At 32.1% G+C, this 26,197-nt stretch carries 23 protein-coding genes and 4 pseudogenes; 14 read left to right on the top strand and 13 right to left on the bottom strand.

The window, feature by feature from the left end:
- Nucleotides 1-889, bottom strand: a pseudogene (locus HMPREF2930_RS11860) (glucose-6-phosphate isomerase); the annotation flags it as partial.
- Nucleotides 890-1,213: 324 nt separating this feature from the next.
- Between HMPREF2930_RS11860 and HMPREF2930_RS05655 the strand changes: the two are divergent.
- From HMPREF2930_RS05655 to HMPREF2930_RS05645, 3 genes and pseudogenes are all read left to right on the top strand, one after another.
- The gene (locus HMPREF2930_RS05655) at nucleotides 1,214-2,416 is read left to right on the top strand and encodes an argininosuccinate synthase (RefSeq protein WP_017175843.1); all 1,203 of its coding nucleotides are present in this window, start codon (nucleotides 1,214-1,216) and stop codon (nucleotides 2,414-2,416) included.
- Nucleotides 2,409-3,788, top strand: coding sequence for an argininosuccinate lyase (gene argH / locus HMPREF2930_RS05650; RefSeq protein WP_017175844.1), 1,380 nt, complete (start codon nucleotides 2,409-2,411; stop codon nucleotides 3,786-3,788). Before HMPREF2930_RS05655 ends, argH begins: the two co-directional genes overlap by 8 nt.
- Before the next feature lie 681 nt (nucleotides 3,789-4,469).
- Nucleotides 4,470-5,273 (top strand): annotated as a pseudogene (locus HMPREF2930_RS05645) (glycerophosphodiester phosphodiesterase); the annotation flags it as partial.
- Between the two features lie 88 nt (nucleotides 5,274-5,361).
- Here HMPREF2930_RS05645 and HMPREF2930_RS05640 read toward each other — a convergent pair.
- From HMPREF2930_RS05640 to HMPREF2930_RS05620, 5 genes are all read right to left on the bottom strand, one after another.
- Entirely contained in the window at nucleotides 5,362-6,606 is a 1,245-nt protein-coding gene (locus HMPREF2930_RS05640; protein ID WP_017175846.1) for a Glu/Leu/Phe/Val family dehydrogenase, read from the bottom strand.
- A 108-nt stretch (nucleotides 6,607-6,714) separates the two neighbouring features.
- On the bottom strand, nucleotides 6,715-7,905 hold the full coding sequence (locus HMPREF2930_RS05635) for an ornithine--oxo-acid transaminase (protein ID WP_017175847.1): 1,191 nt from the start codon (nucleotides 7,903-7,905) through the stop codon (nucleotides 6,715-6,717).
- 268 nt (nucleotides 7,906-8,173) lie between these two features.
- Nucleotides 8,174-9,301: an NADH-dependent flavin oxidoreductase gene (locus tag HMPREF2930_RS05630; protein WP_017175848.1), complete on the bottom strand. Its 1,128-nt coding sequence runs from the start codon at nucleotides 9,299-9,301 to the stop codon at nucleotides 8,174-8,176.
- 174 nt (nucleotides 9,302-9,475) lie between these two features.
- Entirely contained in the window at nucleotides 9,476-9,859 is a 384-nt protein-coding gene (gene ygs / locus HMPREF2930_RS05625; RefSeq protein ID WP_002455545.1) for a S1 domain-containing post-transcriptional regulator Ygs, read from the bottom strand.
- A gap of 227 nt (nucleotides 9,860-10,086) precedes the next feature.
- On the bottom strand, nucleotides 10,087-10,689 hold the full coding sequence (locus tag HMPREF2930_RS05620; RefSeq protein WP_017175849.1) for a peptidylprolyl isomerase: 603 nt from the start codon (nucleotides 10,687-10,689) through the stop codon (nucleotides 10,087-10,089).
- A 68-nt stretch (nucleotides 10,690-10,757) separates the two neighbouring features.
- On the opposite strand from HMPREF2930_RS05620, the pseudogene kapB reads away from it, so the two are divergent.
- The 9 genes and pseudogenes from kapB to HMPREF2930_RS05575 all read left to right on the top strand — a co-directional run bounded on the left by kapB (nucleotide 10,758) and on the right by HMPREF2930_RS05575 (nucleotide 18,301).
- Nucleotides 10,758-11,139, top strand: a pseudogene (gene kapB / locus HMPREF2930_RS05615) (sporulation phosphorelay system protein KapB).
- A 132-nt stretch (nucleotides 11,140-11,271) separates the two neighbouring features.
- A complete protein-coding gene (locus HMPREF2930_RS05610) occupies nucleotides 11,272-13,674 on the top strand; it encodes a Na+/H+ antiporter subunit A (RefSeq protein WP_017175850.1) in 2,403 nt (800 codons plus the stop codon).
- The gene (locus tag HMPREF2930_RS05605) at nucleotides 13,667-14,095 is read left to right on the top strand and encodes a Na(+)/H(+) antiporter subunit B (protein ID WP_017175851.1); all 429 of its coding nucleotides are present in this window, start codon (nucleotides 13,667-13,669) and stop codon (nucleotides 14,093-14,095) included. Before HMPREF2930_RS05610 ends, HMPREF2930_RS05605 begins: the two co-directional genes overlap by 8 nt.
- Complete coding sequence (gene mnhC1 / locus HMPREF2930_RS05600) at nucleotides 14,095-14,442, top strand: Na+/H+ antiporter Mnh1 subunit C (protein ID WP_002448250.1); 348 nt, start codon at nucleotides 14,095-14,097, stop codon at nucleotides 14,440-14,442. The genes HMPREF2930_RS05605 and mnhC1 overlap by 1 nt, the downstream gene beginning before the upstream one ends.
- Nucleotides 14,429-15,928, top strand: coding sequence for a Na+/H+ antiporter subunit D (locus HMPREF2930_RS05595; protein ID WP_017175852.1), 1,500 nt, complete (start codon nucleotides 14,429-14,431; stop codon nucleotides 15,926-15,928). The genes mnhC1 and HMPREF2930_RS05595 overlap by 14 nt, the downstream gene beginning before the upstream one ends.
- Nucleotides 15,928-16,407 carry a Na+/H+ antiporter subunit E gene (locus HMPREF2930_RS05590; protein WP_017175853.1) on the top strand — a complete coding sequence of 160 codons (480 nt, stop codon included), beginning with the start codon at nucleotides 15,928-15,930 and terminating at the stop codon, nucleotides 16,405-16,407. Before HMPREF2930_RS05595 ends, HMPREF2930_RS05590 begins: the two co-directional genes overlap by 1 nt.
- Nucleotides 16,407-16,697, top strand: coding sequence for a Na(+)/H(+) antiporter subunit F1 (locus tag HMPREF2930_RS05585; protein ID WP_017175854.1), 291 nt, complete (start codon nucleotides 16,407-16,409; stop codon nucleotides 16,695-16,697). Before HMPREF2930_RS05590 ends, HMPREF2930_RS05585 begins: the two co-directional genes overlap by 1 nt.
- On the top strand, nucleotides 16,675-17,031 hold the full coding sequence (locus tag HMPREF2930_RS05580) for a Na+/H+ antiporter subunit G1 (RefSeq protein ID WP_017175855.1): 357 nt from the start codon (nucleotides 16,675-16,677) through the stop codon (nucleotides 17,029-17,031). The genes HMPREF2930_RS05585 and HMPREF2930_RS05580 overlap by 23 nt, the downstream gene beginning before the upstream one ends.
- Nucleotides 17,032-17,140: 109 nt before the next feature.
- A pseudogene (locus HMPREF2930_RS05575) lies at nucleotides 17,141-18,301 on the top strand (NAD(P)-binding domain-containing protein).
- Nucleotides 18,302-18,358: 57 nt separating this feature from the next.
- Here the strand turns inward: HMPREF2930_RS05575 and HMPREF2930_RS05570 are convergent.
- From HMPREF2930_RS05570 to HMPREF2930_RS05545, 6 genes are all read right to left on the bottom strand, one after another.
- Entirely contained in the window at nucleotides 18,359-18,733 is a 375-nt protein-coding gene (locus tag HMPREF2930_RS05570; RefSeq protein WP_017175858.1) for a PaaI family thioesterase, read from the bottom strand.
- Nucleotides 18,734-18,751: 18 nt separating this feature from the next.
- Nucleotides 18,752-20,071, bottom strand: coding sequence for a Na+/H+ antiporter family protein (locus HMPREF2930_RS05565; RefSeq protein WP_017175859.1), 1,320 nt, complete (start codon nucleotides 20,069-20,071; stop codon nucleotides 18,752-18,754).
- Between the two features lie 193 nt (nucleotides 20,072-20,264).
- Nucleotides 20,265-21,743: a M17 family metallopeptidase gene (locus HMPREF2930_RS05560; protein WP_017175860.1), complete on the bottom strand. Its 1,479-nt coding sequence runs from the start codon at nucleotides 21,741-21,743 to the stop codon at nucleotides 20,265-20,267.
- A 99-nt stretch (nucleotides 21,744-21,842) separates the two neighbouring features.
- A complete protein-coding gene (locus HMPREF2930_RS05555) occupies nucleotides 21,843-23,051 on the bottom strand; it encodes an NAD(P)/FAD-dependent oxidoreductase (protein WP_017175861.1) in 1,209 nt (402 codons plus the stop codon).
- 328 nt (nucleotides 23,052-23,379) lie between these two features.
- Nucleotides 23,380-23,739, bottom strand: a complete 360-nt coding sequence (locus HMPREF2930_RS05550; RefSeq protein ID WP_002448110.1) for a HesB/IscA family protein — start codon at nucleotides 23,737-23,739, stop codon at nucleotides 23,380-23,382.
- Nucleotides 23,740-23,751: 12 nt separating this feature from the next.
- The gene (locus HMPREF2930_RS05545) at nucleotides 23,752-23,997 is read right to left on the bottom strand and encodes a YuzB family protein (protein ID WP_017175862.1); all 246 of its coding nucleotides are present in this window, start codon (nucleotides 23,995-23,997) and stop codon (nucleotides 23,752-23,754) included.
- 315 nt (nucleotides 23,998-24,312) lie between these two features.
- Between HMPREF2930_RS05545 and HMPREF2930_RS05540 the strand changes: the two genes are divergently transcribed.
- Nucleotides 24,313-25,377: an NAD(P)/FAD-dependent oxidoreductase gene (locus tag HMPREF2930_RS05540; RefSeq protein ID WP_017175863.1), complete on the top strand. Its 1,065-nt coding sequence runs from the start codon at nucleotides 24,313-24,315 to the stop codon at nucleotides 25,375-25,377.
- Nucleotides 25,378-25,468: 91 nt separating this feature from the next.
- Here the strand turns inward: HMPREF2930_RS05540 and HMPREF2930_RS05535 are convergent, their stop codons facing one another.
- Complete coding sequence (locus HMPREF2930_RS05535; RefSeq protein WP_002448149.1) at nucleotides 25,469-25,792, bottom strand: YuzD family protein; 324 nt, start codon at nucleotides 25,790-25,792, stop codon at nucleotides 25,469-25,471.
- A gap of 103 nt (nucleotides 25,793-25,895) precedes the next feature.
- Here HMPREF2930_RS05535 and HMPREF2930_RS05530 point away from each other — a divergent pair, with 103 nt between their 5' ends.
- A complete protein-coding gene (locus HMPREF2930_RS05530; RefSeq protein WP_002433501.1) occupies nucleotides 25,896-26,138 on the top strand; it encodes a NifU family protein in 243 nt (80 codons plus the stop codon).
- Nucleotides 26,139-26,197 lie beyond the last annotated feature (59 nt).

The following is a 26,197-nucleotide window of genomic DNA, read 5'->3' as shown; positions in this document are numbered from 1 at the left end:
GAAGGATAAATACCTTTAAAGTCTTTACCTTCAGATTCACCGTATAACTGTTTCCACCATTCATTAAAGTACTGCATAGATGGTTCGTAGTTAATTAACATTTCAGTTGTATAACCTTTACTATAAAGAACATTTCGAATTGTTGCATATTGATATGCAATATTCTCTTCTAAATTTTCAGATGATAGTTCTTTACGAGCTTTATTTGCCCCATTCATAATTGCTTCAATATCAATACCTGCAGTTGCAATTGGTAATAATCCTACTGCAGTTAATACTGAATAACGACCACCTACATCATCAGGTACAACAAATGTTTCATAACTTTCATTATCTGCTAATTGTTTCAATGCACCTTTGCTTTATCAGTTGTAGCAAAAATACGTTTTTTTGCTTCGTCTTTACCATATTTTTCTTCAACTAATTGTTTAAACAATCTAAATGCTACAGCAGGCTCAGTCGTTGTTCCTGATTTAGAAATAACATTTACTGAAAAGTCTTTATCAGACAAGTAATTCACTAATTCTTGTGTATAACTTGAAGATAAGTGATTTCCTACAAATACAATCTCAGGATATTCTGTACTGTTACGGAAAGATGAAGTAAGCATTTCAATTGCAGCACGTGCACCTAAATATGAACCGCCAATTCCGATAACCACCAATACATCTGAATTCGATTGAATATGTTTTGCTGCTTTTTGAATTCTAGAAAACTCTTCTTTATCATAATCTTCAGGTAAATTTACCCAACCTAAAAAGTCGCTTCCAGCACCTGTACCTTCATGAATCGTTTTATGAATTGTTTTTACAATATCTTTTTGTTGATCAAGTTCATGTTGACCAAAAAATTCTAACGTTTTTCCATAATCTAATTGAATATGAGTCATTTATAAATCCTCCAATGTTTATGAATTAGTTTCATTTTACTAACTTTAAGTTATCTATTCAATGAACAAGTTCAATTATTCAAAAAATAGTCTGTTTTTTTTAGAATCATTGAATTACCTTACCTTGTAATGAATACACAATCGAAACAGCAATAAACTCCTTAGTTGTAGTAATATTCAATAAATATAGAAATAACAATAGATGATTAATGATATTCTAATTATCTTTATTTTGTATAAATATGTAAAAAAATGGTTTTATTTTCATAATAAATCTGTTAGTATAGAATTATATCAATTTTCAGAAAACTTTGAGGTGACAATATGAAAGATAAAATTGTTTTAGCTTATTCAGGTGGATTAGATACTAGTGTAGCCGTTAAATGGCTTATAGATAAAGGATATGACGTAGTGGCAGTATGTTTAGATGTTGGCGAAGGTAAAGATTTAGATGTTGTTTATTCTAAAGCATTAGACATGGGCGCCATCGAATGTCATATTATTGATGCAACTAAGGAATTTAGTGAAGATTATGTAAGTTATGCAATAAAAGGAAATTTAATGTATGAAAATAGTTACCCTTTAGTATCTGCGCTCTCAAGACCGTTAATAGCGAAGAAATTAGTAGAAATTGCTGAACAAACAAAGTCAATCGGTATTGCACATGGTTGTACTGGTAAAGGTAATGATCAAGTACGTTTTGAAGTAGCAATTAAAGCACTTAACCCTAATTTGAAAACATTTGCTCCTGTTAGAGAGTGGGGCTGGAGTCGTGAAGAAGAAATCGACTATGCAATCAAACATGGTATTCCTGTAAGTATTAATCATGATTCACCTTATTCAATCGATCAAAATTTATGGGGTCGTGCAAATGAATGTGGTATTTTAGAAGATCCATATGCTGCTCCACCGAAAGATGCATATGATTTAACTGCTGAATTAGAGGATACACCAGATACACCAGATGAAATTATCTTATCATTTAAAAATGGTGTTCCTGTTCAACTTAACCATAAAGACTATGATTTAGATCAGCTCATTCTAACATTAAATGATTTAGCTGGTAAACATGGTATCGGACGTATCGATCACGTAGAGAATCGTTTAGTTGGTATAAAATCACGTGAAGTATATGAAACGCCAGGTGCTGAAGTGATATTAAAAGCTCATAAATCTTTAGAAACATTAACATTAACTAAAGATGTAGCGCATTTTAAACCGGTCATTGAAAAACAATTTGCTGAACAAACATATAATGGTTTATGGTTCTCACCTTTAACAGACAGTCTAAAGCAATTCATTGATAGCACTCAACACTATGTTGAAGGAGATGTCAGAGTTAAATTATTTAAAGGTAATGCTATTGTTAATGGTAGAAAATCGCCTTATACACTTTATGATGAAAAGTTAGCAACTTATACTAAAGAAGATGCTTTTGATCAATCAGCTGCAGTCGGCTTTATTGATATTTATGGACTGCCAACACAAGTAAATGCTTATTTACATGGAGGTTATAGTAATGAGTAATAAAGCATGGGGAGGTCGTTTTCAACAACAACCTGAAGAGTGGGTAGATGCGTTTAATGCTTCTATTGACTTTGACCAAACGCTTTTAGATGAGGATATTCAAGGTAGTATTGCACATGCAACAATGCTTGCACACCAAAACATTATTTCTGAAGAAGAAAAAAATGCTATCGTAAAAGGTTTGAAAGATATACAGGCAGATTTTTATAACCATAATATTGAATTTAAACATGCTTTAGAAGATATACATTTAAATATTGAACATGAACTGATACAACGCATTGGAGATCCAGGTGGCAAGTTACACACAGGTCGTAGCAGAAATGATCAAGTAGCAACAGACTTACATCTCTATGTAAAAAAGCAGGTCATTGAGATTCAAGCACTTATTCGTTCATTCCAAGAATCTATTTTAACTCTAGCAAAATCTCACGTAGAAACGATTATGCCAGGTTATACGCACTTACAACGTGCTCAACCTATTTCTTTCGCACATCACATCATGACATATTTTTGGATGTTAGAAAGAGACTATACACGTTTTGCAGATAGTTTAAAACGTATTGATATATCTCCACTTGGCGCTGCAGCATTGAGTGGCACTACACATCCTATCGATAGACATAAAACTCAAGAATTACTTGGTTTTGAATATATTTATGAAAATAGTCTTGATGCAGTGAGTGATCGTGATTACATTATTGAAACATTGCATAATATATCATTAACAATGACTCACCTATCACGTTTTGCGGAAGAAATTATTTTTTGGTCTACGGATGAAGCGAAATTTATTACACTATCCGATGCATTTTCTACTGGTTCATCTATTATGCCTCAAAAGAAAAATCCAGATATGGCTGAACTCATTCGTGGTAAAGTGGGACGTACGACAGGACATTTAATGAGTATGCTTGTCACATTGAAAGGATTGCCTCTTGCATATAATAAAGACTTACAAGAGGATAAAGAAGGTTTATTTGATTCAGTTCGTACGATTAAAGGTTCATTACGTATTTTTGAAGGCATGCTTAATACGTTAACAGTTAATACAAATCGTTTAAATGAAACAGTGCATCAAGATTTCTCTAATGCAACAGAACTTGCAGATTATTTAGTAGATAAGAATGTACCGTTTAGAACAGCACATGAAATTGTAGGAAAAATTGTCTTTGAATGTATTCAACAAGGCATCTATTTATTAGATGTACCATTTGAACATTATCAAGAATTAAATGATAAAATCGAAGAAGATGTATATGATTACTTAAAACCAGAAAATTGTTTAAATAGAAGAAAAAGTTATGGTTCTACAGGCCAAGATGCTGTGCGTCATCAATTAAACGTTGCAGAAAATATTTTAAAACAATAATGAATACTATTATTAAATGACTATGAATCGAATAAATAAAGATTCTAATAAAGCATCTACTTGAGGATTAACTCTAAATCGCTTAATCGTTTTATAAGAAAGTTTTTGATTTTGTGAAGATCACATCACTTGTAAGAATAAGTACTGAAGTTTCCTTTCGTAGAGTAAGTTAAGTCATGTTAGAATCTTTATACATAAGGCACTTCGTTAATTTAGTTTAGTGATGTTTATTAAATTATACGAAAGTGCCTTATTTTTTTAAGTATTTCAATGTAAAATTACATATAAATATAAAGTAAATTGGCAAGACTCATTTTTTAGTTAAATTTAATTTAATTATTTTAACTTTCTCTATATTTATTGTTAATAAATTAATAGTTTTGCTAAAATTTTGAAAAAATTATTCTAAAAATTTCTTCTCTTTGCTAAAGTTTTAATGTATTTTTAAATTGAACTGAGAGGATGAATTTTTTGAAGGTTTCTAAAAAAGCAATGATATCTAGTTTAGCAATAGCCACTATCGGTTTAGTAACATTACATAATCCAGTAGAAGCAAATAATAATCATAACAACTATAGCACTACTTCTAATTCCGCTGCAGAACATCAACAGTTTAATCAATCACAAAATAAATATACGTCAGTAGCGATTAGTAAACATCGTAATCAAGATCATTCGAATTGGATGACCAACTTAACTGGCGAACGTTTTACGACTATCGCTCATAGAGGTGCAAGTGGCTATGCGCCGGAACATACGTTTCATGCATATGATAAAAGTCATAATGAGTTAGGGGCGTCGTATATTGAATTAGACTTACAACGTACGAAAGATGGACAACTTGTAGCAATGCATGACGAAACCGTTGATCGTACAACAAACGGTACAGGTCGTGTCGAAGACTATACACTCGCACAACTTAAACAACTAGATGCTGGGTCATGGTTTAACAATGCTCACCCTGAATATGCGAAACCAGAATATAAAAATGCTAAAGTCCCTACTCTAGATGAAATTTTATCTCGATACGGTACAAAGGCTAATTATTATATTGAAACTAAAAATCCTAATGTATATCCAGGTATGGAAGAACAACTACTTGAAACATTAAAAAAACATCACATGTTAACTGGTAACTCTTTAAATCATGGACATATATTAATTCAGTCTTTCTCAGAAGAAAGTTTACAAAAAATGCATCAATTAGATTCACGAGTACCATTGATTCGATTACTTGATAAAAATGAATTGCAACAACAAAGTGAAGCAGATTTACAACATATTCTCTCATATGCCATAGGTGTCGGCCCAGATTATACTAGTTTAAACGCTGAAAACACTAAGCATTTAAAAGATTTAGGTTTCCTAATTCATCCTTATACAGTAGATAAAACTACAGATATGCAACGTTTAAATCAATATGGTGTTGACGGTCTATTTACAAATTTTGCTGATAAATATAAAGCTACTATCCCAAACGAGTAATTTTATTAATTAAATCACTCTATAAAAAACCTCCCAATAACGAGTATATATTTCTCATCATTGGGAGTTTCATTTTTAATAGTTATATTTACGCCCATCCACGATAGCGTGCTGCTTCAGCGGTACGTTTAATTCCTACAATATAAGCTGCCAATCTCATATCAATTTTTCTATTCTGAGCTAATTCATAAATAGTATCAAAAGCCTCGATTAATTTTTCCCGTAATTTTTCATTGACTTCATCTTCTGACCAGTAATAACCTTGGTTGTTTTGTACCCATTCAAAATAAGATACTGTCACGCCACCTGCACTTGCTAATACATCGGGTACGAGTAAAACGCCACGTTCAGTTAAAATACGTGTAGCTTCTGGAGTGGTTGGTCCATTTGCCGCTTCTACAACAATATCAGCTTTAATATCGTGTGCATTATCTTCTGTGATTTGATTTGAAATTGCAGCCGGTACTAAAATATCACAATCAAGTTCGAATAATTCTTTATTTGAAATTGTATCTTCAAATAAGTTAGTTACAGTACCAAAGCTATCACGACGATCTAGTAAGTAATCGATATCTAAGCCATTAGGATCATGTAATGCACCATATGCATCTGAAATACCAACTACTTTAGCACCCATATCATTTAAAAATTTAGCTAAGAAACTTCCAGCGTTCCCAAAGCCTTGAATCACAATACGTGACCCTTTAATTTCTTTTCCTCTACGCTTAGCAGCTTGTTCAATAGCAATCACTACGCCAAGAGCAGTAGAACGATCACGTCCTTGTGAGCCACCTAAGACAATTGGCTTACCAGTAATAAAACCTGGAGAATTAAACTTATCTAAAGCACTATATTCATCCATCATCCAAGCCATAATTTGAGAATTTGTAAACACATCTGGAGCAGGAATATCTTTAGTTGGTCCTACAAATTGAGAAATTGCACGTACATATCCTCGTGATAAACGTTCTACTTCATGAATACTCATTTGACGTGGATCACATACAATACCACCTTTACCTCCACCATAAGGTAAGTTGACAATGCCACATTTTAAAGTCATCCACATCGATAAAGCTTTGACTTCTTCTTCATCTACATCAGGATGGAAACGAACGCCACCTTTAGTAGGACCTACCGCGTCATTATGTTGTGCACGATACCCAGTAAATGTTTTAACTGTACCATCGTCCATACGTACTGGAATACGTACTTGCAAGAATCTTAATGGTTCTTTAATTAAATCATACATACCATCATCAAATCCCAATTTATGCAATGCTTCTTTAATGATGCTTTGTGTAGAAGTCACTAAATTATTATTCTCAGTCATAATCACTTTCGCCTCTTTTTTTTCACAAATGTTTTCGCTTTCATAAGTATTGTAACACGCCTATACTTTTTAAAGAAATTAAATCATGCCATATTACGTCATATCTATTTACTCAAATACACTTCTAATTCGATTTAATGCTTCATCTAATTCTTCTTTAGTAATAACCAAAGGTGGCGCAAAACGAATTACTGCATCATGGGTTTCTTTACATAATAAACCTTTTTCTTTCAATGCTTCACAAAATGGTCTTGCACTTTCGTGTAATTCCACACCAATGAATAACCCGCGTCCACGAACTTCTTTAATTGCAGGGTGATTAATCTTTTGTAATTCTGATTTAAAATATTCACCTAGTTCATTTGAATGTTCTGGTAAATTTTCATCGATAATGACATCTAAAGCCGCAATTGACACTGCACAAGCAAGCGGATTGCCACCAAAAGTAGAACCATGAGAACCAGGTGTAAATACATCAAGCACCTCGTTATCTGCTAATACAACTGAAATTGGTAAGACGCCTCCACCAAGCGCTTTACCCAAAATATATACATCCGGTTTAACATTATCCCAATCACATGCAAATAATTTTCCAGATCGTCCTAATCCAGCTTGAATTTCATCGGCGATAAACAAAATATTATGTTCATTACATAAATCTCTAATGGTTTTCAAATAACCTTCTGGAGGAATATTAATGCCTGCTTCGCCTTGAATAGGTTCAACTAAAACAGCTGCTGTGTTTTTATTAATTGCTTCTTTTAATTGTGTTTCATTGCCAAAGTCAACTTTACGAAAACCATCTAATAAAGGACCATATCCACGTTGATATTCAGCTTCAGATGATAAAGACACAGGGGCCATTGTACGACCATGGAAGTTCCCATTAAATGCAATAATCTCAGCTTGATTTGGTTCAATACCTTTAACGTCATAGGCCCAACGACGTGCAGCTTTTAAGGCTGTTTCAACTGCTTCAGCACCTGTATTCATTGGTAGTGCTTTATCTTTACCAGCTAATTTACAAATTTTTTCGTACCATTCCCCTAAGTTATCACTATGAAAAGCACGAGAGACAAGTGTCACTTTATCTGCTTGATGTTTTAATGCTTGAATAATTTTTGGATGACGATGACCTTGGTTAACTGCTGAATATGCTGATAACATATCTATATATTTATTACCTTCTGGATCAGTAACCCAAATCCCCTCTGCTTCTGAAACAACAATTGGTAGCGGCACATAGTTATGAGCACCGTAATGGTTTGTTAGTTCAATAATTTTTTCAGATTTAGTCATAATATCTCCCCTTTGCTTATTGTTATATTAAAACTAATCACTATATTTACTGGCTTTCGCAATTCTATTTTAAAACATTAAAGTCTCTCTAAATCCATTTATGAAAGCCCTTACAAAAATAATGACATATCCTCTTATCATTTTACAAGTAAATTATTTCTATTAGCTAAAATTTTAATATAAACCTTTTTTTCTTAATAAAAAAAGGTAGTGGACAAAATTCATTATGAGTTCTGTCTCACTACCATACTATTTCATATTTTATTAATTATTTATCTTTACGAGGTAACGGATAAAATCCTTTATTAAATTGTTCCCATAAATTTGGTGGTAACGCATGTTTATCTTCACGATTTGGATCAAAGTATGAGATAATTTCCTCTTCTTTACCCTCTTCAATTTTATGGATAAAGTTATAATCTAGAAGAATTCCACGACCTAATGCTACGAGTTCAATGCCTGTCGATTCTACTGCATCTAAAGCATCATCAGCAGTAAATACAGAACCTATACCAATGACTGGCATACGTCCATCTACCCATTGATGGATAAGTTTTAGACGTTCTTCTCCTTCATATTTACCCTCACGTGTTTGTGAATGAATATCCATAATTGAAATATGAACATAATCAATCGCTTTTTTTGTAATTGTTTTAATTAATTTTTCTGTGTGTTCCATTGAAATACCAGGTGATTCTGCTTCTTCTGGTGATAATCTATAACCTACAATAAAATCTTTATTTGCATAAGTTTCTTTAACTTTTAATACTTCATCAATCACTGCAAGTGGGAATTTTAAATGGTCTCCCCATTCATCTTCACGACGATTATAGTATGGAGAGAAGAATTGATGAATTAAGTAATGGTTCGCTCCATGTATTTCTACGCCGTCAAATCCAGCTTCAATGGCGCGACGTGTAGCTTCACCGAAATCTTTAATTGTTTGTTCGATTTCTTCAGTAGTGATTTCTCTTGCATGATGTTCCTGTTGTTGACCAAAACTTTTCATTGAAACGGGGCTTGGTGCCACAACATCTCCATTAGGAGTCAATTCAGGTAAAGCTTGTGCACCACCATGATGAATTTGTACTAATGCTTTTGCGCCATTTTTCTTCATTGCTGTCGCTAAGCGTTTTAAACCTTCGATATCTGAATCGTGTGCGACAGATGGTTGGCCTGGGAAGGCTTTACCAATATCATTTACATTACTTGCAGCATTAATTGCAAGACCTACATCTTTGGCACGTTTCTCAATGTAAGAAATTTCGACATCTGAAATAGTACCATCATCATTTGATGATGTATGTGTTAAAGGTGCAAGTACAAAGCGATTTCTTAATGATACACCGTTGGGTAATGTAACAGTTTCAAATAATTTTTTATATTTATTATTCATAAGTAATTCCTTTCTAAATCTTTTAGTTTTATTATTTTCAAACTATAACATGAACATTTTTATGTCTCTACTTTTATGCTTATATGCATTAACCATCTTTTTAAATTTAGCAATATATTGACATAATAAAAAACGTTACTTAAAAAAGTAACGTTTTAGCGTGTTGACAGTCATTCAATTATTATTACGAATTGCACGTTTAGACTGCTTAATCCAGACCGGTAGGCGTTCTTCAAGCGTTTGAAACCCATACTTTTCTGTCTCTTTAATTTCATCTAATACAGACTGTTTTTCTTTTTTTCGTTCATAATTCTTAAAGTAATCATTATCTTTAAGTGACAAATTAAGCTTTCCTTCATCGTCTATAGAAAGGATTTTAGCTTTTACAATTTGACCTTCTGATAGAAATTTTTTTAGATTATGGACATAATCATCCATAATCTCTGAAATATGGATAAGTCCTTCAGTATGGTCAGGGGTCTCAACAAAAGCGCCATACGGTTGAATTCCAGTCACACGCACTTTAATATGCTGACCTTCTTTATAGTGAGTATTCAACTTGATAACCCCTTATTTCGTTTTTCTTAACATATTAATAATAGCATAAATCCCATACTTGGACTAACGATAAACTAATAAAAAATTAATTTCTTTAGAAATTTATATTTCTTCTTCATAAATTTACATTAAAAAGTTCGTTTTTAATATAAAAAGATGAGCGTAAATGTCTTATTTAAAACAGTTTACGCTCACCTTTTTTTATTTAATGATATTTCTTTGATGAATTAAGCTTTTTTATCTTCTACATCAATAGATTCAATAACCACATCATGTACAGGCTTATCTTGTGCCCCTACTTTAGTATTTGCAATATCTTCTAATGTAGTTTCACCGTCAATTAATTGACCAAACACAGTATGTTTTTGATCTAACCAAGGTGTTCCACCTTTTTCTGCATAAGCTTTAGCAATTGGTTCAGGCCAACCGCCATCAACAAGCTGATTAAGCATTGTATCTGGTACTTCTTTCATTTGAACAACAAAGAATTGTGAACCATTTGTATTTGGACCAGCATTTGCCATTGAAAGAGCACCATATAAATTAAATGCTTCTAATGAAAACTCATCCTCAAATGAACCTCCATAAATACTTTCTCCCCCCATACCAGTAGCAGTAGGGTCTCCACCTTGAATCATAAAATCATTAATGACACGATGGAATGTAATGCCGTCATAATATCCATTTTTTGCATGTGTCACAAAATTTTCAACTGTTTTTGGAGCAATCTCAGGAAACAGCTTAAATGTCATATCTCCTTTATTTGTATGCATAATTACTTTAATTTCATTATCTTGTATTTCTTTATTTAACTGTGGATAGTTAGTCATTTAAATTCTCCATTCATGTTATGATGATATAGATACATATTAACATATTTGAAAGGAAGTAATATAGCATGTTATATCGATTCTCTCACAAAACAGGTACTTATGGTGTAACGATTAAAGAAGATAGCGATCATCAAGTTTTAGTACAAATTGAACAAGTCATTAAACATCCTAAACAAGGAGATTTACATCATCCTGGTGAAACTGAAGGTGTTTTTTTTTCATGAAAGACGTGCTTTAAGCCATTATGAAAAACGTTATGCAACACGTTCACAATTGAGAGATTTTAATGTAGAAGAGATGAAATATGAAGATTCTTTACAACAAGCGATTACTAAAATGGAAAACGAATTAAAACAACAGCACACAGAATACGCAAAATTGGCATTAGACAATTTAAACAGTCTAAAAAAAGACTATTCTATCCAATATAAACAAAATTTTTTCTAGTCCATTTTACGTCTTTCTTCCTATTTAACAAGATAAGTAAAATTGCTGACTTTACATCTTTTCACAGTTTTTCAGAATAAATTGATTGATGTATAATAAAATTTATAACAATTTTTGAAGGAGGAAAATATAGTGAGTTTGATACATATTGCGGTACTTTTACCGTTAATATTCGCACTCATTATTCCAATCCTTTATCGTTTCTTTAAAAAGATTCATTTAGGATGGTTTGTATTACCTGTTCCTGTTGTCTTATTTATTTATTTTTTATCTTATATTTCAACGACTCAATCAGGTAATACAGTAATAAAAACTTTCAATTGGATGCCACATATCGGCATGAATTTTGATATTTATCTTGATGGCTTAAGCATACTCTTTAGTTTGCTTATAACTGGCATTGGAAGTTTAGTAGTTCTTTATTCAATCGGTTATTTAGATAAATCTGAACGATTAGGGAATTTTTACTGTTATTTATTACTGTTTATGGGTGCAATGTTAGGCGTCGTACTCTCAGATAATATCATTATCTTATATCTATTCTGGGAATTAACTTCATTCTCAAGTTTTTTACTCATTTCTTTTTGGCGAGAAAAGAAAGCTTCTATATATGGAGCACAAAAGTCACTGATTATCACTGTATTTGGAGGACTTAGTTTACTTGGTGGATTAATCTTAATTTCACTTGCAGGACAATCATTAAGTCTACATTATTTAATCCATCATGTATCTCAAATACAAGACAGTGCTTTCTTTACACTTGCAATGGTTTTAATTATGTTAGCAGCTTTCACAAAATCTGCACAAGTGCCATTTTACATTTGGTTACCTGATGCAATGGAGGCACCTACTCCTGTCAGTGCATATTTACATTCAGCTACAATGGTTAAAGCAGGGTTATATCTTGTTGCACGTTTAACCCCATTATTCGCGATATCAGAAGGATGGATATGGACTATTACTTTAGTAGGCTTAATCACACTATTTTGGGCTTCATTAAATGCAACGAAACAACAAGATTTGAAAGGGATTCTAGCATTTTCTACAGTTTCACAATTGGGAATGATTATGTCTATGCTAGGTATTGGAGCTATAAGTTATCATTTTGAAGGTAGTGACAGTCAATTATATATCGCTGGTTTTACAGCAGCTGCTTTCCATTTAATTAACCATGCTACCTTTAAAGGTGCATTATTTATGATTACAGGTGCCATTGATCATGTGACAGGCACACGTGATGTAAAAAAATTGGGCGGTTTACTTACTATCATGCCAATTTCTTTTACTCTTACTGTAATTACAGCATTAAGTATGGCAGGTGTGCCACCATTTAATGGTTTCTTATCAAAAGAAAAATTCTTAGAGGCTATGATAGAAGCTACACACGCGCCTCTATTTAGTTTAAATACTCTAGGTATTATTTTTCCAATTTTAGCGATTGTAGGTAGTATATTTACATTTGTATATTCAATTAAATTCGTACTACATGTATTCTTTGGTAAATATCATTCTGATTTATTACCTAAGAAAGCACATGAAGCATCATTATTAATGTTAATTTCACCAGCAATTCTAGCAACGCTAGTTGTTGTTTTCGGACTATTCCCTGGACTATTAACACATTCTATAATCGAACCAGCTACTAAAGCCATAAGTGGAATATCAACCGTACATGCAGAATTCCATATGTTCCATGGTATTACTCCTGCGTTCATCTCTACTTTAACGATTTGGATTGTAGGTATTATCTTATTATTTACGTTCAATTATTGGATTCGTTTATTAAAAGCACAACCAGACAACTTAAAATTAAATTATTGGTATGATACTACTGGCAAATGGTTACCAAATCATTCCGCTTCTCTAACTAATTATTATGTTAATGGGTATGTACGGGATAGTTTAGTCTTTATTTTTGGTACATTAATTGTGTTAACACTCATCACATTAGTGAGGGTACCGTTTAGCTTTAATTTTAAAAATATAAATACAATTCACATCTATGAAATGATTATTATCATAATACTTACTATCTCAGCGTTCTTAGTTGTTACAGCAACATCTCGTTTATTTAGTATTATTATGCTTAGTGTTGTTGGCTATGCAGTATCAGTTTTATTTGTTTTCTTTAAGGCACCTGATTTAGCTTTAACACAATTTGTTGTTGAGTCTATCTCAACGGGTCTATTTCTATTATGTTTCTATCACTTGCCTAACTTAAATCGCTATAATGAAAAAACATCATTTAAATTAACGAATGCTATCATCTCTATTGGTGTTGGTTTGGTAGTGACAATATTAGGTCTTATCGCTTATGGTAATAGACATTTTTCTTCTATTGGAGAATATTACAAGGCACATGTTTATGACTTAGCACATGGTAAAAATATGGTTAACGTTATTCTCGTAGACTTCCGTGGTATGGATACCTTATTTGAATCTTCTGTATTAGGTATTGCAGGTCTTGCAGTTTACACGATGATTAAATTACGAAGTAAACGTAACAAAACAAGTGAGGTGGAAAGCAATGAATAGACAAAATAACAATTTAATGTTTCAGTATTCAGCTGTAATTATTGCTTTCTTAATTGCTCTTTTTGGTATTACTTTATTTTTAGCAGGACATTACACACCAGGTGGAGGATTTGTTGGTGGATTGCTTCTATCAACCGCTTTAACCATTATTATGATTGCATTTGATATAAAAACGATGCGTAAAATCTTTCCTTGGGATTTTAAAATCTTAATTGGTATTGGTTTATTATTCTGTGTAAGTACGCCTATAGCAAGTTGGTTTTACGGAAAAAGTTTCTTTACACATACAGAATTTAATATTCCATTACCACTTCTACACTCTGTTCATATGAATACACCAATGTTCTTCGACTTTGGCGTTATGTGTGCAGTAATTGGTACAGTAATGACTATTATTATAACGATTGGAGAGAACGAATAGTGGAAATTATTATGATTATTGTATGTGGCATACTTACATCAATCAGTGTCTATCTCGTTTTATCTAAAAGTTTAATACGTATTATTATGGGAACAACGCTGATTACACATGCATCAAATTTATTTTTAATTACTATGGGAGGATTGAAACATGGTGAAATGCCAATATATGAAAAAGATATTCATCACTATGTAGATCCAATCCCTCATGCATTAATACTTACTGCAATTGTTATTGCATTTGCAACTACTGCTTTTTTCTTAGTCTTAGCTTTTAGAACGTATAAAGAATTAGGCACAGACAACATAGAACAAATGAAAGGAGTGCCTAGTGATGATAGCAACTAATATGGTTGTTCTTACATTAGTTATACCAATCATTACCGCTATTATTCTTATCTTTTTGGGTCAACGCTATCCATTAAAGCGTGCGGTCACATTGATAGGTTTAGTTTTAACTTTGATTGTAGCGATGATTAATTTAATTAATGTTAGTAAATTTGGTCCTCTTAAAGTAGAATTAGGTTCTTGGCCAGCCCCATATGGTATTATCTTTTTATTAGATACGTTAGGGGCAATGTTGATTGTAACGAGTATTATCATTACTCTGCTCATTACGATCTATTCTTTTTCAACTGCCGGAATCGATAGAGAGCGTTATTATTTTCATTTTTCAATCGTCTTTATGTTAGTGGGTATTATTGGTGCTTTCACTACTGGAGATATTTTTAACCTTTTCGTATTCTTTGAAGTCTTTTTAATGTCATCTTATGCATTGCTTGTATTAGGTGGTACACGTATTCAACTTCAAGAAACGGTCAAATATTTACTTATTAATGTTGTAACATCGACATTTTTCGTTATTGCTGTTGCTATCTTATATTCAATTGTCGGCACTTTAAATATGGCTGACATTAGCGTAAAACTGAATGAATTATCTCATTCACATCAAGGATTATTAAGTATTGTCTTTATTTTGTTCATCTTTGTGTTTGCAACTAAAGCTGGTGTCTTTCCATTATATGTTTGGTTACCTGGATCATACTATGCGCCACCTTTTGCTATCATTGCATTCTTCGGTGCTTTATTAACTAAAGTTGGCGTCTATGCTATTTTAAGAACACTTAGTCTTTTCTTCCATAACACAATGAGTTTTTCTCACTATACTATTTTATTCTTAGCACTATTAACGATTATATTTGGATCCATTGGTGCCATTGCTTATTATGATATTAAAAAAATTATTTTATATAATATTATGATTGCAGTAGGTGTCATACTCGTTGGTGTTGCTATGATGAGTAAATTAGGAATTATGGGTGCTATATATTATACCATTCACGATATGTTAGTTAAGACTGCACTTTTCTTAATTATTGGTGTCATGTATCAAATTACCAAAACATCAAATCTTAAGTCATTCGGTGGTTTAATTAAGACATATCCTATACTTGGTTGGTCTTTCTTTATTGCAGCTTTAAGCTTGGCTGGTATTCCCCCATTTAGTGGGTTTTATGGAAAATACTTTATTGTAAAAGCCGCTTTTGAAAAAGGATTTTATATCAGTGCAATTATCGTATTACTTTCAAGTTTAATCGTACTCTATTCTGTGATTCGTATTTTCCTACATGGTTTCTTTGGTGAACCTAAGGGATATAAACTGAATAACAAAGTAAATGTAAAACAAGCAACAATCGTTTCAGTAATTGCCGTTGTCATTACTGTACTATTTGGTTTATCTGCTGATGCACTTTATCCATTTATATCAGAAGCAGCTAAATCTTTCTATGATCCTAATGTTTATATTAAAAGTGTATTAGGAGGTAGATACTAATGGCTCTTCAATTTGTGTTAAATATTATATTAGCTATTATATGGATGTTTTTAAGTGGCAGTTATACATTTAATAACTTTTTACTAGGATTTTTAATAGGAATTGGGCTTGTTTACTTATTTAAAAAAGTATTGCCTGGTAGTTTTTATTTAAAAAGAGTTTATAAAGTCATTAAATTGATTGTTGTCTTTTTTATAGAATTAATGAAAGCCAATATTGATGTATCCAAAATTGTGTTACAGCCAAGACTTAAAAATCAACCTGGTTTCTTTATTTATCACACAGATTTAAAACATGATTGGCAAATTGTTTTATTATCTAATTTAATCACTTTAACACCAGGAACTGTCGTTTTAGGTATTAGTGATGATAGAACTAAAATATACATTCACTCAATTGACTTTAGTACGAAAGAAGAAGAAATTGAAAGCATTAAATCATCACTTGAAAAAGTAGTGAGAGAGGTGGGCGAAGCTTAATGGTAAAAACAATTATTATTATTGCTTTAATTGTCGTAGTATTATCGATGCTAGCAATGTTTATTCGTATTATTAAAGGTCCCACTTTACCTGATCGCGTCCTTGCACTAGACGCTATTGGCTTACAATTGATGGCGTGTGTTGCATTATATAGTGTATTTATCGGCTCACAATACTTACTTGTAGTTATTTTACTTATTGGTATTTTAGCGTTCTTAGGTACAGCAGTATTCTCTAAATTTATAGATAAAGGTAAGGTGATTGAACGTGATAGCAAAAATCATCATTAGTTTAGCCATCATTTTCATTATCTTAGGTGCATTGATAAGTGCAATTACTGCTATTGGTATTATTCGTTTAAAAGATGTCTATTCACGCGGTCATGCTGCAGGTAAATCTGCAACATTAGGTGCTATATTTTTATTATTTGGAACGTTTTTATATTTTATGGGAACAGAAGGATACGCCAATATGCAACTGATATTCGGCATTATTTTCATTTTGATTACTGGCCCTCTTTCTAGCCATTTAATGATGAAAGCATCATATAATAATAAAACGCCTTATACTAAAGATACAAAAATTGATGAACTTAAAGATGAATTTAACAATAAGAAAATATAATTTGATAAAAATCGAGGTACTTTCTTAAAGTGCTTCGATTTTTTGTTTTGAAAAAGATAGTTTTATGTTATTATAAATCGTAATAATTACGTTTTAAAGGAGTTTTATTATGCATCGGACTATTATTGGTGGCGGTATACAAGGAACCACTATAGCAATTAAGTTACGTGAAGTAGGCATGTCCATCCAAAATCTTACAATTATCGACCCTCATGATTCTTTATGCGAACAATTTCATAAATGCACAAATAGAATTGCTATGCCTTACTTACGTTCACCTATTGTACATCATATTCATCCTGACCCATTTCATTTGAAAAAATTTGCAAAAATGAATTAGTATATTAATCCAACTTTTGGTCGTTATCAAAGATCTCAAACAGAGATGTTTATGGATCACACACATGCTCAAATACATAACTACCATCTAAATCAAAGTTATATTCAAAGTTATGTTCAACGCATTGAAAAAAATCAAAGAGGATGGAGTATTACAACAAGTCATCATTCTGTCATTCAAACTGATTGTGTTGTTTTAGCACAAGGATGTCATAATGAACCTTTTGTCCCTGCCGCATTTACTCAAGCTAAAGATGTATGTCATATATTTAGTGATCATTTTAATTCTCAATTATTTTCACAATCATCTCATGTCATTGGAAGTGGTATTTCAGCTGCTCATTTAACATTAAAGGTTTTAAAATTAGATAAGAATAAAATCGTTCATTTATGGATGAATAAAAATATAGATATTCAACATTTTGATGCTGATCCTGGTTGGCTAGGTCCCAAAAAAATGAAGGCCTTTTTAAATCATTCTTCACATGAAGAAAAACTTCAAACAGTGTTAACAGAAAGACATAAAGGTTCAATGCCTCACGAGTTATATTTACGCTTAAAGAAATATGTTCAAAACAAAAGACTTATCATACATAAAGAAGAGATTAAGGACTTAAAATCGCATCAAATTATTACTGAAAATTTAAATATCCCATATGATTACATTCTTTTAGCAACTGGATTTAAGTCTTCAACTTTGCAGCAACCCATGATACAATCCCTAATTCAAAATGCTAATGCTCCCCTCCTATCTTGTGGATTTCCAAAAATCACACATGAATTAGAATGGTTACCTCATTTATTTGTTGCTGGTGGACTAGCTGATTTAGAACTTGGTCCATTTGCTAGAAATATCATGGGAGGTAAAGAAGCAGTTCAAAGAATTTATAGCGTATTTCAAAGAATAAATCACCATAGAGAAGTATCATAAATATAAAATACTAGCCCGTAGATGAATATTTTCTACAGGCTAGTATTTTATAATTTGTTATTTTAATGGTTTAATCCCTATTGTACCTCTCATGATACTAATTAATTTATCTTGATCACTTTTAATTTCTATATTCCATACTTGTGTCGTATGACCTTTATGAATAATAGAAGCGGTAGCAATCACGCGTCCCTCTTTTACTGAGTGAATATGATTGGCATTCATTTCTAAACCTAATGGGATAAAGTGTTTCGTATCAATTAAATGGGCAGCGCCTAATGAACAAGCTGTTTCACCTAATGCAATACTTGCACCACCATGTAGATAGCCAAAGGGTTGTTTAACCTTATCAGTGACTGGCATAGAAATTACAACTATTCCCTCATCTACTGTTTCGATTTTCATATCAAATGTTTCAAGTAAATTAGACATGTTGTCACCTCTTTTTTTCTATAATACCATTGCAGCTATTGTACCAAAAATCATCAATGGAACATTATAGAAAAGGAAGTTAGGTATACATGTATCTCTAATGTGATCATGTTGACCATCTACATTAAGACCTGCTGTGGGTCCAAGTGTTGAATCACTTGCTGGTGAACCAGAATCTCCAAGTGCAGCAGCTGTTCCTACTAAAGCAATTAATGCCATATTATCTAAACCAAGAGATGAACCTAGTGGTATAAATAAAGCTGCAATAATTGGAATCGTAGCAAAAGATGATCCAATGCCTAACGTAACAATAAGGCCAACAATATACATTGCAATAATAGTAATTAATTTATGTCCATTTGTAATCTCAGTTAAACTAGAAACTAATTTTTCAATATCACCAGTAGCATTCATGACACCGGCAAAACCGTTAGCTGATAAAATAACGACACCAATAAATGACATTATTTTTATTCCTTCTACAAATTGACTATCTAATTCATTCCATTTATAAATACCAGAAATAAAGAATATCAGCACTCCAGCTAATGCTCCAAAAATCATTGAATCCGTAAATGTTTGAACTAAGAAAGTAGCGAAAATAGCAACAATCGTAACAACTAATACATATGGCCGAATTTCTGCTATTTCTTCTCCATTATCTTTAAGTACCTCTTGCTTATATTCACGTGGTTTACGATAAACAAACAACCCAATCACTAAACCGACAATATAACCAAGTGAAGGAATTAACATTGCTTTCCAAATCATATTAAATTCGATAGGATGATGAGCTTTTTGAAATCCACTTTGTATAATTTGGTGGAAAATCTGTCCAAAGCCATAAGGTAGTAAAACATATGGCCAACATAAACCAAATCCTATAACTAAACCAATTAATCGTCTATCAATTTTCAAATCGTTAAATAGACTAAGTAATGGTGGAATTACAATTGGTATAAATGCAATATGTACTGGAATTAAGTTCTGACTCATAATACTCATTGCTAGTAATACTAAAATAATAATCACTTTTACTTTAATCCTTGATAAGCGGCTATTCTCAGTATGAATCGCACGAATAATTTTATTTACTAAATAATCTGTGATGCCACTATATGATATCAGTGCTGCAAAGCCCCCTAATAAAGCGTAACTTAATGCCACTTCCGAACCATCTACAATATTTTTACCGAATACACTAATTACTTTGTTTAAACTCATGCCCGATATTAGACCACCTACAAGTGAACTAATAAATAAACTAATGATAACATTCAGTCTTAAGAGACATAATATAATCATTAATATTACGGCAATAACTACAGCATTAAACATTATACTCACATCCTTTATCACTCTACCGAACTAAAGTGTATAATTATGTGATTAATAATATCAAGTAGTTAGGCGGTTGTCAACGCCTAATATAATAGTATTTTAAAAAAATAAACGTCTAAGGTATCAATGTACCTCAGACATTTATCTATTTTGCCTCACAATGAATGTATATTCATTTCTAACATCCATTTTATATTGATTGTCTTAACCAATTCACAATGGTCATTATCATGCTTCCTGTCGGACCTTTAGGACCTTTATAGTTATTTTTATTAATCGTTGCAGGACCTGCAATATCAAAATGAATATGTGGTGTTTGCTCACTAAAATGCGTAACGAAAGCTGCAGCAAATAAGGCTTTACCTTGTCCATTTGTATGATTCACTAAATCAGCGACCTCTGTATTACGAATCAATTGTTGTTCAGTTTGAGTAATAGGTAATTCAAAAGCGAATTCATCAACTTCTCTAGCACTTTTTAAAATGTGTTTCATATCTTCATCTGCATTAGAACTAAATAAAGCAGCCTTATCTTCTCCTAATGCCGCTATAGCAGCACCTGTAAGAGTAGCAAAATCACATATTAAACGTGGTTGAAATTGATTTGTATAAAATACGCCATCTCCTAAAACTAAACGGCCTTCAGCATCGCTATTTAAAACTTCTACTGTTTCACCACTTAAGGCAGTATATACATCATCTGGTTTCATAGCCTGTTGACTAATCATATTCTCTGCAGAGACAATGACACCTACAATATTTACTGGTAAAGATAATTTAGACGCAGCATCAATCATTCCTACAACGTTAGCAGCACCACACATATCAAATTTCATTGTTTGCATACCCATTTTAGATTTGATGCTATAGCCACCAGAATCATATGTAATCCCTTTCCCAACTAATGCAATAGGTGCTTCATTTTTATCTGTTCCATGATACGTTAAAGTAATAACAACAGGAGGGTGAGTAGATCCTTTACCTACAGCATGTAGTAAACCAAAACCTTCTGATAACAATGTGTCATTATTTTTAATATCTACTGAAACAGAAGACGATTTAAAGTGATGTGCTACTTCACTTGCAAAGTATTCTGGAGTAAGTATATTGGGAGGCATATTACTAAAGTCACGTGCTATATTCACCGATTCACCAATCAAATACCCTGCTTTTATATTTTTTGTATCCTCATCACTATTAGATGATTCTATATATAATTCCAGTTGATATGGTGTGGATTTGTTAGATTTATAGTTGTTAAATTCATAAATCGATTGTCTACTTTGTAATCCGAAAATCTCTGCAATACTTGTTTTGTCAATTTGTTTTGAATTAAATGTATCAAAAAGAACATTTGCTTCTGTCACACGCTCTTTTTTTAGATATTGAAAAAGTGTACCAAATACTTTTAAAAATGAAGCATAAGATAATGTTTTCAAATTTCCTAGTCCAACCGTAATTAAACGTTTAGGTTCATTATTTATGTATAAAATAGTCGAAGATGTTTTTCCTAATTGACTACTTACAATATGTCGATGTCGGTAATTTTCAATAGTTTGTGTAAGGTCACTATTTTGATACGTGATCTTTCCAATTTGATTAAGATGATCGGGTACTCCTAGAATAATAACGTCGGTCATTTTATTCGAATTATAATTAAAATGTATCATATAACTCTCCTTTAAAATAAAGGAGTGAGATATTGAAATCTAGTTTGCTTCACAGATTTCGGTCTCACTCCTTAATGATTAAATATTTAATTTATTAACTTAGAATTTACCTTTTTTAAATGCTAAGCCAACGCCACCCATTTTGAATACAGCACGTGTATCAATCACTTTTTTCATGAACGCAGCTTTTTTACCAGTAATGTCTCTACCAAACACATGACCTACACCATCATGTGAACCTAAAGAACAAACTGTACCACGATCAATATATTCGAAGTCAGTTGTAGCTTGGCCATTTAAGATATTTTCAATATTTTTAGCAACATGCGCACCTTGTTGCATAGCAATTTGAGCTGTAGTTGGTAATGGACGTTCCTCACCTGCTGGGATAAACGCAGAAACATCACCAATAACGAAGATATCATCATGACCATCGATTGTTAAATCTTGTTTAGTTACGATACGACCACGTTTTACACCTTCGAATGATTCTTCCATAAGTTGACTACCGCGAACTCCAGCAGCCCACACTGCAGTATTGGCTTCAAGTTGTTGTTCTTGATCATTTGTTTTAACTTTGAAACCTTTTTCATTACAAGCAACGATTGGCGTACCAATTTTAAATTCAACGCCACGTTCTTCTAAATAATTAACTACATAATTTACAAGATTTTCTGAGAACATTGGTAAAATTTTAGGCATAGCTTCAACACATGTAATTTTAACTTTATTTTGATCTACACCATATTTATTACATAATTCAGGAATTCTGTCTGTTAATTCACCTAAGAATTCAATACCTGTAAATCCAGCGCCACCTACTAAAATTGCTAAATCATTTTCATCTTTCTCTTTTGATGCAGCGTAGTTCGCAAATTTATCTTCAATATGACGAGATAATTCGCGAGCAGTATGAATATTTTCAATTTGGAACGCATGTTCTTTCATTCCGTTAATACCGAATGTTTCACTTTCAAATCCTAAAGCAACAACTAAAATATCATATTCAAAAATACCATGAGTAGTTTCTACTTTTTTAGCGTTTCTATCAATTTTAGTTACTTCTGCATTGATGAAGTTGACTTTATTTTTGTCAATTACACTTTCAATTGGATAAATTAAATCTTCATAATTTAAAGTACCAGCTGACGCTTCGTGTAACCAAGTTGCTTCATAATGATATTTGTTTTTGTTAACTAAAGTGATTTCTGCTTCATTTGCAGATACTTCTTTTTGTAATTTAGTAACTGCTTGTAAACCTGCATATCCTGCACCTAATACAAGTACTTTTTTACGATTCTGTGCCATTTCATTCACCTAAGCTTTCGTATTTTTTCTTAAATGTAGATAAAGGCTACAAGTTTCAGAACATGTTGAAACGTAGTATTTTTATAATACAATAGTATTGTAAAAATACTAATTGTTTCGAAAAACTTTGAACTTAACCTATTTGTTCATCCCCATTTATAGTCTTAGTCAACACTTTTATATCCATTTTTGTGAACATTTATTCACAAAAAAGACAAAATTTAATCCACTTCCAATTTTATAGTTTTTATATCATATTTTCAAGCAACAACAGAACGATTATTTAAATTTATTATTACTATATTGTATTAACTTAAAAATATGAAACTTAACAATTTTCAGGATGTCCAGCTACTTTTGCTGTTCTAAAAGAACTGCCACATCCGCATGATGCAATTGCATTTGGATTGTCGATTTGGAATCCACCACCCATTAGTGATTGTTTAAAATCAATTTTAGTGCCATTCAGTACGGGAGCATCATCTTTATCTACTAAAACTTTTAATCCATAATATTCTAATACTTCATCATTTGATCCTGGAGCTTCTTCTGCAGACATACCATAGGTTAAACCTGTACATCCGCCACCATTCACTTTAATTTTTAAATAACCGTTTTCCATATGATTACTTTTCAACATGTCTTTTACTTCATAAGCTGCTGCTTCAGTAAGTGTTACTGTTGGCATTTCTAATCACTCCTATAATAAGTTTGTAAAATCATTTTCTTCTATGTGTTTATAAATATTGTTTAACAAATCTTCAGGTGTATCCCCTTCTATGACTTCTCCATCTACCAATGCATATAACCCAGAAGAACATAAACCACAATTATTGAGACATCCATATTCTAACACATCTACCTCAGGATCACTTTCGAGTTTATCGTAAACGTAGTCTCCGCCTTTGGCCATATTCGATATACAGAATTCGACTAATGGAAACATACTTCACCTTCTTTTTAATTTAATTATATTATTATAACAAATCTCTTTATATGTTGCATTGCTATGGTTTTTAACTAATTGTATTTTGCAATAACATTTTACATTCGTTTGTCGTTATTATTAAAAACATATATAATAAAATTATATTAATCTTTCATTTATTTGTTAGGGGACAATAAATGAAAAATAAGCGTTAAAATAGGCTGAATCACTTATTATTGAACCTATACTTTATTTATACAGTCTGACATTATAAAGGTCTGACATTAATACTACATAGACAATTGATATTTTAATGTAAAGGGGTAACATAATATGAAACATTTAGTTCTGCTTGGTGGAGGGTATGGTAATATGCGTATTATGTCGCGCATTCTTCCAGATGTTCTTCCTCAAGAATACACATTAACTCTTATAGATCGAATGCCGTTTCATGGTTTAAAACCTGAATTCTATGCGCTCGCTGCAGGCACAAAATCTGATAGTGATGTGCGAATGAATTTTCCTAATTCACATCGCGTAAATACAATTTATGGAGAAATAAGTGATATCGACTTAGATAACCAAATTGTTTCGGTAGGACAAACTAAAGTAGATTATAGTGAGTTGATTATCGGACTAGGTTGTGAAGATAAATATCATAATGTTCCAGGAGCTAAAGAATACACGCATAGTATTCAAACGCTTTCTAAAGCCCGTGAAACGTTTCATAGTATTAGCGAGTTACCTAAAGGAGCGCGTGTTGGAATTGTAGGAGCTGGCTTGAGTGGCATTGAATTAGCAAGTGAACTACGTGAAAGTCGCACAGATTTAGAAATTATTTTATATGATCGTGGACCTCGTATATTAAGAAATTTTCCAGAAAAATTAAGTAATTATATTGCGAAGTGGTTCCGCGAAAATAATGTAAACGTGGTTCCTAATTCATTGATTGATAAAGTTGAGCAAGGAACAATTTATAATAATGGTACACCAGAGCCTGTTGATATTGTAGTATGGACAGCAGGTATTCAACCAGTTGAAATTGTAAGGAAACTGCCTATTGATACTAATAAAAGTGGTCGCGTTATCGTTAATCAATATCATCAAGTACCGACTTATAAAAATGTTTATGTAGTTGGAGATTGCGCAGCTTTACCACATGCGCCAAGTGCTCAATTAGCAGAAGTACAGGGGGATCAAATTGCCGATGTACTAAAAAAACAATGGAATCATGAACCACTTCCTGAAAAAATGCCTGAATTAAAAGTTCAAGGTTTCTTAGGTTCTCTAGGAGAGAAAAAAGGGTTTGCCTATATTATGGATCGTACAGTTACAGGACGTTTAGCGCATATATTAAAATCAGGTGTTTTATGGCTATATAAATATCATAATGGATAAACACAACTGGGAAGCGGGACAGAATTTAATTTCAATTCATCATCTCACGCTTCCCCTCATTTTTATAAAAAATCGAATACTCCACTTTGCATTAATTATTTATAATATATTGATCTATAAAATGAGTCACTTTTTTTGACTGAATATAACCGTCAGCCACATATTCATCGTTCATTGTAATAAGCGGGTAAAACAACTCATCATTTTCAATTTGCTCAATATATTGTTGATCATGATCACTTAAATTTTCAGTTTCTTTTTGAAAATCGATATATGTATATTCGAAATGAATATTAGGATATTTTCTTTCTAATAATGGTTTTAGCCACTCATACGTATTTTTAGAAGTTGGTGCATTGACACAACTAGCACACACTACATCCGCACCGTAAACAACAACACTTACTTTTGTCATATATTAATCCCCCGTTTAGTTTTATAGATTTTTCTTTCTTTATCTATTATAATAAATTAATAATAAGTTTATGAAGTATTTTACTTGAAAGGAGACATATCTCATGCCTACTGAGAATGCAACAATGTTTGATCAAGTAGCCGAAGTTATTGAACGTTTACGTCCGTTTTTATTACGTGACGGAGGAGATTGTACATTAGTCGATGTAGAAGATGGCATCGTAAAATTACAATTACATGGTGCGTGTGGAACATGCCCAAGCTCAACTATTACATTAAAAGCAGGTATAGAACGTGCTTTACACGAAGAAGTACCCGGCGTTATAGAAGTAGAACAAGTTTTCTAACGATATAAATTAAAGACACCCTACCCTCAGTATTTAATCAGAGTAGGGTGTTTTTTTTT

The sequence above is a fragment of the Staphylococcus sp. HMSC068C09 genome, from assembly GCF_001813735.1.
Classification (GTDB): Bacteria; Bacillota; Bacilli; order Staphylococcales; family Staphylococcaceae; genus Staphylococcus; species Staphylococcus hominis.
Note: the sequence above shows the minus strand (reverse complement) of the source record. Positions and strands in the feature narration are given on the sequence as shown.

Coding starts and splice junctions, on each gene's coding strand:
- HMPREF2930_RS05655 (WP_017175843.1), top strand. CDS start 1,214: ATGAAAGATAAAATTGTTTTAGCTTATTCAGGTGGATTAGATACTAGT.
- argH (WP_017175844.1), top strand. CDS start 2,409: ATGAGTAATAAAGCATGGGGAGGTCGTTTTCAACAACAACCTGAAGAG.
- HMPREF2930_RS05640 (WP_017175846.1), bottom strand. CDS start 6,606: ATGACTGAGAATAATAATTTAGTGACTTCTACACAAAGCATCATTAAA.
- HMPREF2930_RS05635 (WP_017175847.1), bottom strand. CDS start 7,905: ATGACTAAATCTGAAAAAATTATTGAACTAACAAACCATTACGGTGCT.
- HMPREF2930_RS05630 (WP_017175848.1), bottom strand. CDS start 9,301: ATGAATAATAAATATAAAAAATTATTTGAAACTGTTACATTACCCAAC.
- HMPREF2930_RS05620 (WP_017175849.1), bottom strand. CDS start 10,689: ATGACTAACTATCCACAGTTAAATAAAGAAATACAAGATAATGAAATT.
- HMPREF2930_RS05605 (WP_017175851.1), top strand. CDS start 13,667: ATGAATAGACAAAATAACAATTTAATGTTTCAGTATTCAGCTGTAATT.
- HMPREF2930_RS05595 (WP_017175852.1), top strand. CDS start 14,429: ATGATAGCAACTAATATGGTTGTTCTTACATTAGTTATACCAATCATT.
- HMPREF2930_RS05590 (WP_017175853.1), top strand. CDS start 15,928: ATGGCTCTTCAATTTGTGTTAAATATTATATTAGCTATTATATGGATG.
- HMPREF2930_RS05585 (WP_017175854.1), top strand. CDS start 16,407: ATGGTAAAAACAATTATTATTATTGCTTTAATTGTCGTAGTATTATCG.
- HMPREF2930_RS05570 (WP_017175858.1), bottom strand. CDS start 18,733: ATGTCTAATTTACTTGAAACATTTGATATGAAAATCGAAACAGTAGAT.
- HMPREF2930_RS05565 (WP_017175859.1), bottom strand. CDS start 20,071: ATGTTTAATGCTGTAGTTATTGCCGTAATATTAATGATTATATTATGT.
- HMPREF2930_RS05560 (WP_017175860.1), bottom strand. CDS start 21,743: ATGATACATTTTAATTATAATTCGAATAAAATGACCGACGTTATTATT.
- HMPREF2930_RS05555 (WP_017175861.1), bottom strand. CDS start 23,051: ATGGCACAGAATCGTAAAAAAGTACTTGTATTAGGTGCAGGATATGCA.
- HMPREF2930_RS05550 (WP_002448110.1), bottom strand. CDS start 23,739: ATGCCAACAGTAACACTTACTGAAGCAGCAGCTTATGAAGTAAAAGAC.
- HMPREF2930_RS05545 (WP_017175862.1), bottom strand. CDS start 23,997: ATGTTTCCATTAGTCGAATTCTGTATATCGAATATGGCCAAAGGCGGA.
- HMPREF2930_RS05540 (WP_017175863.1), top strand. CDS start 24,313: ATGAAACATTTAGTTCTGCTTGGTGGAGGGTATGGTAATATGCGTATT.
- HMPREF2930_RS05535 (WP_002448149.1), bottom strand. CDS start 25,792: ATGACAAAAGTAAGTGTTGTTGTTTACGGTGCGGATGTAGTGTGTGCT.
- HMPREF2930_RS05530 (WP_002433501.1), top strand. CDS start 25,896: ATGCCTACTGAGAATGCAACAATGTTTGATCAAGTAGCCGAAGTTATT.